The following is a 14,542-nucleotide window of genomic DNA, read 5'->3' as shown; positions in this document are numbered from 1 at the left end:
GTTTTTTAGCTATCTAATGAATAACATAGAATAAGTTTGTTTTTAATTGCAGCTTGTAGTAACAATAAGGCAACAATTTAGCGAGTGTCTTTTTTATGTTGTCATTTGTTTCAAAACATTCATCATTACTTTTAATGCTTGCGGCTGTATTAGGCTTTTTAATACCCAACGCATCAAAAGCACTTTTCCCCTATCTCCCTCTCATTCTGTTTTTCCTTATGCTATTTACCCTGCTTGGCATAAAACAGAATGTATTAATTAAAAAGCTAGCCGAACGACAAGTATGGGGCTATGCCATATTCCATGCGATTGGGTTATCACTCATCAGCTGTTCAGTAGCCGCTCTGCTAGGTGTGAATAGCGCATTATTAGTTGCAATATCAGCAGTTACAGCCACAGGCTCGCTGTTTGCGACACCGGCTATTGCACGCTCAATCGGCTTAGATGCATTAGAAGCAATGGCAATGACAATCGCAACAACGTTATTAATGCCAGCTGTTCTCTATTTTAATCTAATGATTTTCCAAGACGAAGCTTTCAGCCTGGATATGAAGAGTTACTTCGTACGCTTGGTTATATTTATTGCAGGGCCTATGCTGATTTCTGCTTTTTGTCACCACTTAGTACCTAAAGAAACCCTACACCGAATTCACGGAAAACTATCGCAGTTCACTATTCTATTAGTCTTTAGTTTTCCCTTCGGGCTCGTCGGAGAGTTCCGTGACATGTTTGATTTATCGCTCTGGCTAGGCATGCAATACCTGTTAATCGGCATTACGTTATGCGCACTCTTTTTTATAGCAGGATATATCTGCTACCACCGACAAGGCGTCGACAAAGCATTAGTTGCTGCAATAACTGCTGCTAATCGAAATGTATTGCTCACATTTACCGTCGCAAGTAGTTATTTAGGGCCAGAATATCTCGCAATTATGGGAGCAATTCAATTTCCAACCTTTTGTTTACCCCTTTTTGTGAAATACATATCGCCACGACTTCATAAGCGCGCATCTAGGCTACAAATCAATCAATAACGTCCCAACTTCAAACAAATTACACCGACTTAAGCGAATCGCTTGCCTGATCGAAACGATTTTTCTATGATGCAGATGAATTCTCAGGGCGGGGCGAAATTCCCCACCGGCGGTAAATAAAGGCAGTTACTCTCTATATAACCCTTTATCAGCCCGCGAGCGCTTGAACATAACGGGCTTTTTGTTCGCTTTTTCAAGGTCAGCAGATCTGGTGTAAACCCAGAGCCGACGGTCATAGTCCGGATGAAAGAGGATCAGTGGAGGCCAGTATCTATTGCTGCCTCATGCTTTACATATACACTATTGACTCATATCTAGTTGCTTACACCTAGGTATCGAGAATTTGGTGGTTTAAGTTATTTCAGTTTTCCTGAAACGCTGCCTTTCTATGCCCTGATTCTGGTATCAATATTATATTTGGAGTTATTTACCATGAATCAGTCTCTACTTTCCCCTTTCGGAACTGCTTTCCAACGTGTTGAAGCAGGGTTAGAAGCAATCCGCCAAGGTCGCGGTGTACTTGTTGTTGATGATGAAGATCGTGAAAACGAAGGCGATATCATTTTCGCAGCAGAAACCTTAACACCAGCGCAAATGGCATTAATGATCCGTGAATGTTCAGGCATTGTCTGCTTATGTTTAACGGACGAGCGCGTTGAACAGCTTGAATTACCTATGATGGTAGAAAACAACACTAGCGCCAATGAAACTGGCTTTACAGTGACGATCGAAGCAACACATGGCGTGACAACAGGTGTTTCTGCCGCTGATCGCGTAACAACCATCAAAGCCGCTATTGCTTACGATGCTAAACCATCCGATCTTTGCCGCCCAGGCCATGTGTTCCCACTAAAAGCGAATGCAGAAGGTGTGCTGGGGCGTCGTGGTCATACTGAAGCCACCATCGACTTAATGCGTCTTTCAGGCTTGAAGCCATACGGTGTTTTGTGTGAGCTTACGAACCCAGATGGCACAATGGCACGCCTACCAGAGGTTATTGCGTTTGGTGAAGAGCATGATATGCCAGTGCTAACCATTGAAGATTTAGCCGCTTATCGTTTGGCAAAAGAAGCAAATACGCAGGACGCTTTAGCTGAAATCGCTTAATGCTTAATGCTTAGCTACGAAAAAGCTGTGCTGCTATGGTGCAGCTTTTTTATCTAGTTTAGACGGATATAAATACTGTCGTAAAAACACCTTTATTTAAACGATTCGGTGTTATAAGCCAACAGATGGCATCAAATAAATCAATATTCCCCACGCAGAAACCCAGCCTACGACCATAGCGACGTCTATCCAATCTTTATGCATACGAACTCCATACGAACTCTACTGTTATCTCACATCTACACCCTCTGTATTTTTATCGTCAACACTGAACATTTCTTGAGCGGATTTCACACGGATTTTTGAGATTTCGAGAGGTGATATCTAACTTTGGTAAAGCGCAAAAAAAACACCAACCAAGGTTGATGTTTTTTAAAGGGTTAACCAACGAAGACAATACTTAAGCTAAGCAACATCCGCACATTGGCAAGGAATGTAGTTAACACGAATCGAATCAGGCGCTCTAAGCTCGGAAAGCGTATGAGCATAAGCCTCAAACGCTTCAGCCATCGTCACGTTCAATGCAACAGGCTCCATGTCATAGTTGAGCAACGCATCATAACCTTCTTTACCTGTCGCGGTATAACCAGAAGATACCGATGTATATACAACATCATCTTCGATCAGTCGCCACTCGTTATCTTTACAGGTTTCTAACGATTCTACACGCGCACCTTTCTCTGCACAGCACCGATAAGTAAAACGTAAGTTCGATACATATGGAAAACTACCACTTCCCGTGCCTTCAACACCATTATCAATGGCATTGTTTATTGCACCTTCAAGTGCTTGACGCAGGTATTTACCTTTAACTTTATAAACCATCAGGCCAATAGCAAAAGGTAATAAACGTCCTGCAATATCAGCAGAGGTCAATGGACCCGGGTTCAATGATGCACGTACCCCACCCGCATTGTGAATGGCAAAATCAACATCATAGCCCTGCTGTACGCCTTGCCAACGAAACGCATCAACAACTAAAGGCGCAATTTGGCTTGGGCCTTTGGCATCTGGAATACGAGTATGACGCAAAGGTTCAGGTACTTTGGTAATGAGCTGCGTCTGCAACTTGCGCACTGCTGGGCGATAATCATTGTTCAGCAGATTTTCAATTTCAGGATCTTTAACACAAAATCGTACGTTAGATTGTGCCTGCAGGTATGCCTTCACGGCTTGATGCTGACCTTCTTCTAAATGTTCTGTACGCGAAGCATCTAAGGTAAATTGACGGCCAAGTAACAACTGATGAACACCACCAGCACGTTCAACACTGCCATCGGCATTAAAATCTAATTCAAGTTGACCAAGTGACAAAGCATTACAGCCAGCTTGCACAACACAAGTGCCACTGATCATACGAGCATAGCCATCAGTTACACCGTAACCAAGGTTAGAAAAGTCACCTTGCATGGTATGCGTGTGGCCACCAATAATGGCACCAACACCGTCTAATTCTTCTGCTAATAAAAGATCACGCGCGTAACCTAAATGGCTTAGAACAACGATCTTATTAATGCCATTAGCACGAATAACACTTACAGTTGCTTTTGCGACCTCTAGTACATTAAGAAAATGCGTGTCTGGGTCTGGGTTCGCGATCCCTTCCATGTTTTCAATAGCTAAACCAAAAACAGCAATCTTCTCACCGTCGACTGATTTAACCAGATAGCGCCCATAAGCGGGTGATTTATCCGTTGCAGGCTTGTAAGTTAATACGTTCGGCTTAGATTGCAACGGATTAGCTTTAGTTTGATCTTCTTGGGTAAGATCCCAATTAGCGGCTAATAAAGGGAAATTTGTATAATCGAGAAAATCAGCGACTGTCTGATTCCCCATATCGAGTTCATGATTGCCTAACGCCATCGCTTCTACACCAATAGCATTCAAGAGCTTCGCGTTGGCAATCCCTTTATATAGAGAGAAATACAAAGTGCCTTGAAAGCAATCACCGGCATGAACAAACATGAATTCACGTCCATGCAAATACGCTTGTTTTTTAACATCCTGCACAGCAGAAGATACACGTGAAAATCCGCCACAACTGGCGTACACAGGAAGACTCTCACCCTGCTCTGTCGGCATAGGTAAGTTAAATTGAATTGCGGAAGGCTCAAAATGTGAATGCGTGTCATTGATATGAGCAATTGTAATTTTAGCTGCGCGATGTTGAGTCATAATGATTCAGCGTCCCTCCGTGAATAAAGAATAAAGAGGTCTATCACGTTGTAAGACAAAAATGAGATGCCACTTACGAGAAAAACGTGATGTAAAACGAAATATAACACAGAGTTGTACTCTACCCATGATGAATATTTGGAAAAACCTTTGTTACCAAACCGAAACAGTTTTCATCTGGGACGCCATTGTTCAAATTCTCACGAGAAAAAGCAATGGTCATACAAATATAAAGTTAAACTTAATCAATAAGTAAGATATTCGCCCATACATGAAAAGAGCTTTCTTCGTTAAAGTTGCCCCCTCACAACAATATAATCTATAAAGCAATACACATCGGGCTGTTCGCAACAGGATCCTTAACAACATGTGCATCAAAGCTAAACACTTCTTTTAACAATGACGCTGTAAATACCGTTTCAGGTTCGCCCTGAACGACAAGTTGCCCATCGTTAAGTACAACCAAATAATCACAGTAGCGACATGCTTGATTCAAGTCATGAAGCACGACGACAACCGTTTTACCTTTATCATTCATTCTTCGCATCAGATGCATCAGATCAACTTGATGCGATAAGTCTAAATACGTTGTCGGCTCATCCATCATTACTATATCTGCATCTTGCGCCATAACCATCGCAATCCAAGCACGTTGACGCTGTCCTCCAGATAACGATTCGACTTGCTTGTCAGCCATAGCTAACACACCTGTTTCTTCCATCACCTGATCAACAATGTCTTTATCTTTATAGCTGAGCTTTCCCCAATGAGAGACATAAGGCGAACGCCCATACTCAACCAATTTACGCACAGTAATACCTTCTGGGCTCACCAGCATTTGCGGTAAGAGTGAAATTCGCTGAGCCAGCTGTTTATCTGGGTATTGATGTAGCGGCTGATTGTCGAAATAAACGTCACCAGATACAGGTTTGTTAATTCTTGCTAGTGTTTTTAGCAAGGTTGATTTACCACAGCCGTTAGGCCCAATCAGAGCCGTAATTTTCCCCTCGGGGATCGTTAGCGATAAATCACGGATAATAGTGTTATCACCGTAAGCGACAGAAAGCTGTTTTGTACAGAGCATGGTTACCAACCTCGGTGACGTTGTAGTAAGTAAATAAAATAAGGAGCGCCAATAAGTGACGTTAGAACGCCCGCAGGTAACTCAACAGGAGGTTGGAGTCCTCGCGCTAGAATATCGGCGACCAACACCAATAGAGCGCCAACGATCGCCGCACCAGGTAATAACAGTTTATGGTTATGACCAAACAACATTCGTGCTAAATGCGGGCCAAGTAACCCCACAAAACTAACGGTTCCTGCTACAGAAACACTGATACTGGCTAACGCTACCGCGGCCACTAGGGCAAGGGCTTGCACACGAGAAGGGTTAATACCTAACGACGTTGCACTTTCCTCTCCAAGTCCCATTACATCTAATCGCCATGCCAACCAAAAAGCGCAAGGTAATAGCAGTGCCAGCGCACTCCAGATAATAGGAACTTGCTCCCAGTTACGTCCCCATAAGCTCCCTGTCAACCACACCATTGCCGTATTAATTTCAATGGGATTTACTATCAGTAAAAAATCAATGCAGCTTGATAAAAACGCGCTCACCGCGATGCCAATTAAGGCTAGACGTGCAGGTGTCGGTGAAGATATATAGGCAAAAGCCATGATTAATGCAGCGGCCAACATTCCACCAAACACAGCCGCTAGCGGTAATAAATAAACAGGTGAAGCAGGAAAAAACACCAACAAGGCCGTTGCGGCTAATCCAGCCCCTGCACTAATCCCCATGAGATCTGGTGATGCAAGAGGGTTACGAATGACACCTTGAACTAAGGCTCCAGATAGACCGAGCCCCGCCCCAACACCAATGGCGAGTACCATACGAGGAAAACGGTATTGGTTAACAATAAAATCAAATTCTCCGCCCGAAAATAAAGTCGCGATAACCTGACTTGAGCTAAGTGATGATGCCCCAATAAGAAGGCTTAACGATGCCAATACCAGCAAAATTGCCAGCAGTGAAAATAACTTAAGTCGGCTCATGACAACTTATTCCTTAATGCCAGCATAATAAAACAAGGAGTGCCGATCAGAGCCGTTATAACGCCAACGGGTGTTTCTGATGGAAAAGCGATACCACGAGATAGAGCATCAGCCCAACAAACTAATGTTGCCCCGCACAATGCAGATACTGGCAAAAGAACTAAAAAGTTACTGCCCACGAGCTTTTTAGCGATATGGGGGATCAACAAGCCAACAAATCCAATCGGACCAGCAATGGCTACGCTTGAACCCGTTAGTAGTACAATCGATACACAAGCAAACGTTCGGGTCGTTCGAATATTCAGCCCTAAACCTGTTGCAACATCATCGCCAAGCGACAATAGATTCAAATTTCGCGCAATATAGAAAGCTAAGCACAACCCAACGACACTGCTCGGCCATAATTGACGCCATAGCTCCCAATCTACACCTGACAACGACCCCGTTAGCCAGTGCATAACGCTGTACGCCATATCATCAGCTAAGATCACCGCTGCGCGCGTTAAACCAATCAACAATGCATTAATGGCAATCCCCGCTAATACCAGCTTAAGCGGATGAGGCCTTTCAGAAAAGAAGCCCCCTAAAAGCATGACCAGCAAACCACTTGCGACACCGCCCACCGCCGCAACCAGTACACTCGGAAGTTGGCTTAAAATAGGTACTTGAATACTCGCTAACGCCATAAAACATGCAGCACCTGCGTTAATCCCAAGCACTGATGGTGATGCTAATGCATTTCGCGTTAAACCTTGCATTATTGCGCCAGCAACAGCCAAGTTTGCCCCGATCATTAGTGCAGCATAAGCGCGAGGCGCACGTAAGGTTGCTAAGATTTGTTGCTCAATATTCGAATTATCAAATGCAAATAAATACGCTTGAAGGTCGTGTAATTTCAACGAAAAACTTGACCACGAGAGCATTGAAGCTGCGAAGCCAAAAATAATAATGATAAATAAACTACAACTGATCGCGAGTGGCTGTATGTAGTCTGACGTTCTAGTTTGCATTATTGTTGAACCAAAACCGTTGCAAGGTTTTCAGCAATACCTTCCGCTGCCAGCATCCCTCGATTCAATGACCAAAGCTCAGGCGATACATCGATAACATGATGTTTTTTAGCGACAGTGAGGATATTAAAGAGTGGATTTTTCTGCCAACTATCAACCACAGTTTGCTCTGTATAGGCGCCAAGTAATAGCCAATCAGGATTCACTTTTAGAAGCTGTTCAAAGCTAGTCGGGAAGTATGCTTTCTCTGTTTGATCTGGCATAGGGCTTTTTAAACCTAATGCCGTAATCACACCACCAGCATAAGAGGCTGGACCATGTAACCACATGCCCTTATCAGTAATAACGGCAAATTGAATGGTATCTTTGCTTGCAAATTGTGCTTTAAAACGCTGTATTTTTGCATTATGTGTATCGATACGCGCTTTCATCTTCTGGTGCTGATTAACCGCGATACCAATTTTCTCAGCCGCTTGTAAGTTTTCGCGGTAGGTTTCACCACGACTTTTCAGTAACAAGGTTGGCGCAATAAGAGACAAATCGCCATATATTGCGGTGTGACGTTCCGCATCTGCAATGATCAAATCTGGCTTTAGTGCTGAAATCACTTCCAAACTGGGCTGAGGTCGCATGCCGACTGATGTCCACGGTTTAATAACATTACGGACAGCAGGAATAATACGCTCGGCTTTTTTGTCATCAGCAATACCGACGGGTGAAATACCCACTGCCGCTAATGCGTCAACAAAAGAATATTCCAGAACCACTATCCTCTGGGGTGTACCCGTAATTTCGAACGTGCCGTGTTCATCTTGAATTTTCCGTGTTTCAGCCAAACTTGGCGTTGATACTAATAACGAGAAAAAAAACGTGAATATCGTCATTACTCGAAAAGACATATTCGACTCCCTATGAATATTGTGGTGCTTGATTCTAATTGCGATCGCTAATGAGAATCAATACAAATAAAACTAGCCAGCAAAAATGCTGACTAGTTTGGTATAGATGACACTTTGATAACCAGTTGATCTACAATCTGTACTGGTATTAGAACTGGTAATTAATGTCTATGCTGTAAGAGCGCTCAGGTGCGGGATAACGACCAACAGGGCTTGTATCAATCCCACGGAAGTAATATTCTTCATTAAGCAAATTATTAACTGCTAGGTTCATGTTTAAAGAATGAGTGCCTGATTTATATAATTCCTTACCCACATTGAAGTTCCACACTGTATACGCAGATATCTTACCTTTCGCGCCAGTAGCATCTTCTATATCGGTATTAGCATTATCGGAATATGCATCACTGAAGTGGAAACCAGATAAGGTTGAAGCAAAGCCATAAATCTCGTACGTCGCATCCCAAATAAATTGATGCTTAGACGTATAAGGCAGTTGATTTCCTTTGTTTGCCCCTTCTTCAAGGGTTGCATTTAGGTAGTTATAACCCAACCCAAAGCTTAAATCGGCGACAAAGTCTGGCGCGTATCGACCTGAGACTTCCACACCTTGATGACGTGTCTTACCTATATTATCAAAGGTTTGAGTCGCGCTTTGCCATTGAAGTTGGTCTTTAAAATCAATGCGGTACAGCGATACATTGAAGCTATTTTGATCCTCAGTGAATCGAGCACCTAGCTCATAGTTCCATGCCAGCTCACTGCCCTCTTCGCCTTTTCCTCGAATATAGGCGATTTGCGGTGCACGCAATGATTTTTGGGTATTAGCGTAACCAACCCAAGCATCTGTTATGTTATAAGCAAGCGTTAACCCTGGTAGCAACTCAGTGACTTTATTATCGTGAGTTTCTTCTTTACCAAAGTCTTTAAACGTCATATTAATGGATTCATAACGTAAGCCTGGTGTGACTTTCAATCGGTCATTCATAAAGCCAATTTCGTTACTTACGTAAGCTGCATACGCACTGGTATCTAAGTGCCAATCGCGCGGTACTTTTGTTGCACCTCCAGCGATAGGCGTTTGCGTCAACTTATAATCAATGTCTTCACTGACATATCGAGCACCAATAATCCAGTTTTGAGAAATTGAGCTGCGGCTACCAAAGTACATTGATATTTTAGGCTCAACACCGTAAACCTTAAACTCACGCGGTGAGGTACGAATATCTGTTGAGGGTAAGCTAGGATCAGCCCAATGTCCGCCCGCACCGTTAAACCCCCATTGGAAGTTACGGGTTGATTTATGACCAAAAGTAAGTAATTCAAACTGAGCGCTATCCGCTAAATCGAGATCATGTAAATACCTCAGACTTCCACGCGTCGATTTACCTTGGTACTCATCGTATGGACGCTTAGATTGTTTTCTATCTTGCTCATAATCCTTAGGCGAAAGCGCCCCAGGCATCTGCGTATCGGCATCATAATGCTGAACAAATGCTTGTAACTCTTGCGTCTGGCTTATTAACCAATCAGTTTTAACTTGGAAATTCTTCACATCCGTATCTGAGTGTTCGCGGAAGCTTTCACCACGCAGCACATTGCCTTCTACCTGAATGGCAAAGTTGTCGGTAAGCCAACCCCCCGTACGTAAATAAAGGTCGTTAAGTGGCGTATTTCCCCCTTCGAAGACGGTCAAACGGTTGCTAATTTCTGTTTGCCACTCTGTCGGAATCGGCTTAGTGACTAAGTTAATCACACCACCAACATTATTCGGGCCATATTGCACTGCGGCACCGCCACGAACAATATCAATCCGATCTAAACTTGCTAATGTTGCAGGGAAAATTGACTGCCCTGTATGCCCATAAGGCGCTAATGTTAATGGAACGCCGTCCATCAAGAACTGCGCATGACCACTACGGCTAGCCTTTAAACCACGAACTGAAATATTCGGTAAAACACCCGTACCCGTTTCATCCTGTACTTTAATACCAGGCACTTTTTGCAAAGCAGCATCAATAGAATTCGATGCCGTTTTCTTAATATGTTCAGCACTAATAACCGTACGACTACCTGGATATTCTTTGACATCCACTTGATCCGACGTACCTATAACACTCGAGGTTACTACTATGGTTTCAATATCTGCGTTTGCTTGTATTGATCCATCTTCAGCCTGTGCATTAAGTGCAAAAACAATAGAAGCCGCTAATACGGAATAGCGTAGTGGCTCCCAACGAGTTTGTTCCTTGATAAACATATCTATTATGTCCTTAATTTTATGGGCAATACCTTAGGCAGCAACAAGTCTTACCTTTCGGCAACATCTAACTAAGTGGGAAGTTTTACCTGCCCACTTAAAATTTAATTTTTAAATCAAATTAAAAATAACTAAAACTGATAACCGTAGGTCAGCATGAACTCAGCTGGTGCACCGTAACCAATTTGGTTCAGGCCTGATTTTCCATTCGTTGCACCTAGAATGTATTTCTCATTAAAGATATTAGAAGCGTTAAGCTGAATTTTATGTTGGTCCAAAGTATAAGCAGTCATTAAATCAACCGTCGTGTAGTCGCCCAATGAAACCGCTTCACTGTTACCAGAGAAACGTTCACCAACATATTTTGCACCACCACCAAATCGCCAGTTTTCGGTTAATTGGTAAGTACTCCACAGGGAGAATAAATGATCAGACACATCGTTAGGTTTTTTGCCCGTCTTCTTATCTTTTGCATCTAAGAAGCTGTATCCCGCAGAGACATTCCATTTCTGTGTAATTTGCCCTCGAATTTCTAATTCAATACCTTTATGACGCGCTTCTGTCTTATCGACGACATCCCCGTCAGTATTTGTTTTAGGCTGTTCTTGATCAATTTGGAATAATGCCGCATTCAGCATTAATGCATCATCCAATAAATAAGCTTTCACACCTAACTCTTGAAGATCAGTATGGAAAAACTCGGCTAATTTAGGATTAATATAAATACCTGAATACGGGAGCTGCCATGAACGCGCTAAAGTGGCATAAGTAGAAACGTCATTGGTGATACGATATACCGCACCTGCTCGGTAACTCACTTTATTATCACTAAGATATTCTTTTTCTTTGCCAACCTTTTGTTGCTCTAGCTCCATTTTGTCGTAGCGAACATTACCAATCAGAGAAAGATCACCAAAGGTAACAACATCCTGAATATATAATCCTGTCGTTTTAGTGACGTTATCTCTAAATGGAGCAAAACCAGGATTTGGTGTAGGTCCCACAGTCGGATCATAAATATCTTTTGATGGAATAGTCTTATTACTCGCGAGCGTTAAGTCGATATTAATTTGGTTATAATCCGCACCAACCATCAGCTGATTCATACCCGTATCCCACACTAACTCCGATTGCAGTGTGGTTGTTGTACGAGGGTCGTAACCAAAATTATTGACTGTTTGAGAAACTTGATCACCCGTAACGGTTCCCTGTCTCGTACCTTTTTGTTGTAATTCAATCTTGTTCCAAGAGGCTCGGTTATTCCATTGAAGGTCGCTGTTAATTAACCATTCATAATTCAGCGCTAAACGTATGCTATCCGACTTTTGAAAATCATTGGTGCCACCATAAAATGTGTTCGTCGGAACATCCACTGGCTTACCATCTTTGGAAGGTACGCCACGATACGGCACTAACTCTTGATGCGAATATTCCATATCAAGATCTAGGGTATGCCCATCTGCTGGCGAAATACGTACCGTAGGTGCAATAAAATAATCTTCAGAATTAACATGATCGACGAATGAATCCGCTTTGCGATATTCAAGGTTCACACGACCATTGATTGAATCAGACAACGCCATTGAGCTATCAAGCTGACCAGTATATTTATTATTACTGCCAATACCTGCCTTTACTCGTGTAAAGCTTTCTCCATTAGCACGCTTGGTCACTAAATTAATCAAACCACCCGCAGAGCCTCGTCCATACAGCGCACCGGCAGCGCCCTTAACCACCTCTACGCGTTCAATATTCGCTAAACTACGATACGACTGAAGATTACCATCATCTCGAAGCCCATCACGATAAGTATCATTAAGCGTATCAAAGCCACGTATTACAAACTGATCACGACTACCTTCACCCAAGGTGTTATTCACACCCGCCACACCATGCAAGGCATCAACTAATCGCACTGCTCCCCTGTCTTCCATCTCAGTGCTGGTTACTACCGACACAGACTGAGGAACGTCAAGCCATGCGACATCCGTTTTCGTTCCAGATTGTGGGGCATGTTCAGCATAGCCTTGATAGGCATGGCCATAAACCTGAACCACCTCATCTGAGTTGGATGAAGCCGTAGCAAAAACAACGGTGGGGAAGCATGCGATTGATATCGCTAAAGATAAAGGATGTGCTTTAGAAAAGGTCATTTGCAAATTCCATTTAGTTTACATTCAGGCTGCGAATGAAAACAAATATCATTTGTATTTGCAATATATAATTTTTGATCTATATTTTACTGCCTTGTGAAACAGAGTAATAAACAACAACCTGATCATCACAAGGCATACAAAATAACAACAATAACCATAAGAAAACAACGGGTAATCGCACAAGCGGTGAGCACGTATCAAAGGCAGCACTCTTTCAAATAGAAGCCAGCACATCACCATCAGCAGCATGTCACATTTTATCAATTTCATTTTCAGGTGTTATTCATAAATGTAAGAGCTAAGCCAATGAAGCTGCTACACTTTATCTACAGATGATAGTTAAATTAACAACCACACGGACACTATTTTTAAGGACAAATTATGCTCGATGCTGATAACACTGCACTTGTGATCATTGATGTTCAAGGCAAACTTGCCCAAATCATGCACCAACGTGATGAGCTATTTACTCAATTACAGGTAATGGTGAAAGGTGCACAGCTAATGAAGCTACCGATTATCTGGGTGGAACAAATTCCAGATAAGCTTGGTACGACCATTCCCGAACTACAGACATTACTTGCCGATCAAAACCCTATCGCCAAAAACACCTTTAGTGCCTGTGGTAATCAAACGTTTCAAGCCACATTAGAAGCAAGCCAATGCAGTAATATTATGGTCGTTGGTATCGAAGCGCATATTTGTGTCTATCAGACAGCGATGGATCTTCATCAAGCGGGTCATCATGTGGAAGTTGTCACCGATGCTGTTTCTTCTCGTCATCCAGCGAATAAGCAACTAGCACTTGAGAAAATGGCCCTCGCGGGTATTAAAATGACCAGTACTGAAATGGCGTTGTTTGAGCTGCAGCGCATTGCCAAGGGTGAACAATTTAAGCAGTTGCTTTCAATCATCAAGTAGTGAGTAAACTCGTTACCAAAACGCAAAAAGGCGATACTAATTAGTATCGCCTTTATTATCCATGATCTATTTTCAGGCTTGGTGAGATAACCAAGTTTAGGCCGCTATACGCCCACCCCAGCAAACAATGAAGACAGGAAAATCAGTAATAATGCAAATGTCATTACGCCTTGCACTGGTTTAGATCGCGTAATCATTGGCATTAACCACACACCAGTAGCAGCAACGAGTAAACCTAAACTTATAATTTGAGCAATCAAAGGGCCTGTTTCGTTTTGAGCTTCAGCTAACGCCTTAAGATCACCGAGTTGGCTAGCACCTGTAATAAAGCACACAATCGCAAGTACCATTCCGCCAATAGGGAAAATACGGTTAACCGCTTCTACTTTGTGCTGCGCTCTCACTAATGCGGCATGAGCAAATAACATACCTCCGACCATGGTCGTTGCCATAAAATGAGAAATCACCAACCAGTGCGACGAACGTACAACAAAGCCATTCACTAAGTAGGCTATACCCAAAACCATCACATTTACGAGTAAGACTTTACGGAACCCTTCCGTGGCAACTAGGCCCTTTTCAAAAAACCAATAACAAATCGCAGAACCAAAAAAGACAATAGCAAGCAGTACTTCATTGGTCAGTAAATATGCCGAATGCGCTTGCATCAACATAAGATTGCCTTCACGCAAAATTAAAGAAACAAAAAGCATTAACCACAAGGCTGGCATAGTTCTATGAACGCGGTCACTCTGTCCAAAGCAGAGCTTGCCACTCAAAATCACACAACCTAACGAAATAAAAGCACCAATAGCGAGCTGAGAAAATACGCTCGACATAATAAATGGCCAATTGGACCAAGACATGGGAAACCTCTTTTTCAGTAAAAATAGGTAGATACTTGTTTACTGAAATAACACTGTCA

11 protein-coding genes and 1 riboswitch are annotated in these 14,542 nt (G+C 42.7%); of the genes, 3 read left to right on the top strand and 8 right to left on the bottom strand.

The window, feature by feature from the left end; translation table 11 throughout:
* Positions 1-95: 95 nt before the first annotated feature.
* On the top strand, positions 96-1,034 hold the full coding sequence (locus tag OCU87_RS19825; protein WP_062689365.1) for a hypothetical protein: 939 nt from the start codon (positions 96-98) through the stop codon (positions 1,032-1,034).
* A 75-nt stretch (positions 1,035-1,109) separates the two neighbouring features.
* A riboswitch (FMN riboswitch) is annotated at positions 1,110-1,293 on the top strand.
* Between the two features lie 173 nt (positions 1,294-1,466).
* Positions 1,467-2,141 carry a 3,4-dihydroxy-2-butanone-4-phosphate synthase gene (gene ribB, locus OCU87_RS19820; protein WP_261859194.1) on the top strand — a complete coding sequence of 225 codons (675 nt, stop codon included), beginning with the start codon at positions 1,467-1,469 and terminating at the stop codon, positions 2,139-2,141.
* 405 nt (positions 2,142-2,546) lie between these two features.
* Here the strand turns inward: ribB and OCU87_RS19815 are convergent, their stop codons facing one another.
* The 7 genes from OCU87_RS19815 to OCU87_RS19785 form a co-directional block, all read right to left on the bottom strand.
* The gene (locus OCU87_RS19815; protein ID WP_094958346.1) at positions 2,547-4,316 is read right to left on the bottom strand and encodes a bifunctional metallophosphatase/5'-nucleotidase; all 1,770 of its coding nucleotides are present in this window, start codon (positions 4,314-4,316) and stop codon (positions 2,547-2,549) included.
* A gap of 319 nt (positions 4,317-4,635) precedes the next feature.
* Complete coding sequence (fecE, locus tag OCU87_RS19810; RefSeq protein WP_094958347.1) at positions 4,636-5,400, bottom strand: Fe(3+) dicitrate ABC transporter ATP-binding protein FecE; 765 nt, start codon at positions 5,398-5,400, stop codon at positions 4,636-4,638.
* Positions 5,401-5,402: 2 nt separating this feature from the next.
* On the bottom strand, positions 5,403-6,371 hold the full coding sequence (locus tag OCU87_RS19805; RefSeq protein WP_261859193.1) for a FecCD family ABC transporter permease: 969 nt from the start codon (positions 6,369-6,371) through the stop codon (positions 5,403-5,405).
* The gene (locus OCU87_RS19800; RefSeq protein ID WP_062689359.1) at positions 6,368-7,381 is read right to left on the bottom strand and encodes a FecCD family ABC transporter permease; all 1,014 of its coding nucleotides are present in this window, start codon (positions 7,379-7,381) and stop codon (positions 6,368-6,370) included. Before OCU87_RS19800 ends, OCU87_RS19805 begins: the two co-directional genes overlap by 4 nt.
* Positions 7,381-8,280, bottom strand: a complete 900-nt coding sequence (locus OCU87_RS19795; protein ID WP_062689357.1) for a Fe(3+) dicitrate ABC transporter substrate-binding protein — start codon at positions 8,278-8,280, stop codon at positions 7,381-7,383. The genes OCU87_RS19800 and OCU87_RS19795 overlap by 1 nt, the downstream gene beginning before the upstream one ends.
* 148 nt (positions 8,281-8,428) lie before the next feature.
* Entirely contained in the window at positions 8,429-10,540 is a 2,112-nt protein-coding gene (locus OCU87_RS19790; protein WP_261859192.1) for a TonB-dependent receptor family protein, read from the bottom strand.
* A gap of 131 nt (positions 10,541-10,671) precedes the next feature.
* Entirely contained in the window at positions 10,672-12,693 is a 2,022-nt protein-coding gene (locus OCU87_RS19785; protein ID WP_261859191.1) for a TonB-dependent receptor, read from the bottom strand.
* Between the two features lie 384 nt (positions 12,694-13,077).
* On the opposite strand from OCU87_RS19785, the gene OCU87_RS19780 reads away from it, so the two are divergent.
* The gene (locus tag OCU87_RS19780) at positions 13,078-13,617 is read left to right on the top strand and encodes a hydrolase (RefSeq protein ID WP_261859190.1); all 540 of its coding nucleotides are present in this window, start codon (positions 13,078-13,080) and stop codon (positions 13,615-13,617) included.
* Between the two features lie 104 nt (positions 13,618-13,721).
* Here the strand turns inward: OCU87_RS19780 and OCU87_RS19775 are convergent, their stop codons facing one another.
* On the bottom strand, positions 13,722-14,483 hold the full coding sequence (locus OCU87_RS19775) for a DmsC/YnfH family molybdoenzyme membrane anchor subunit (RefSeq protein ID WP_261859189.1): 762 nt from the start codon (positions 14,481-14,483) through the stop codon (positions 13,722-13,724).
* Positions 14,484-14,542 lie beyond the last annotated feature (59 nt).

The sequence above is a fragment of the Photobacterium sanguinicancri genome (assembly GCF_024346675.1).
GTDB lineage: Bacteria > Pseudomonadota > Gammaproteobacteria > Enterobacterales > Vibrionaceae > Photobacterium > Photobacterium sanguinicancri.
This window is presented reverse-complemented; position numbering and strand designations above follow the sequence as displayed.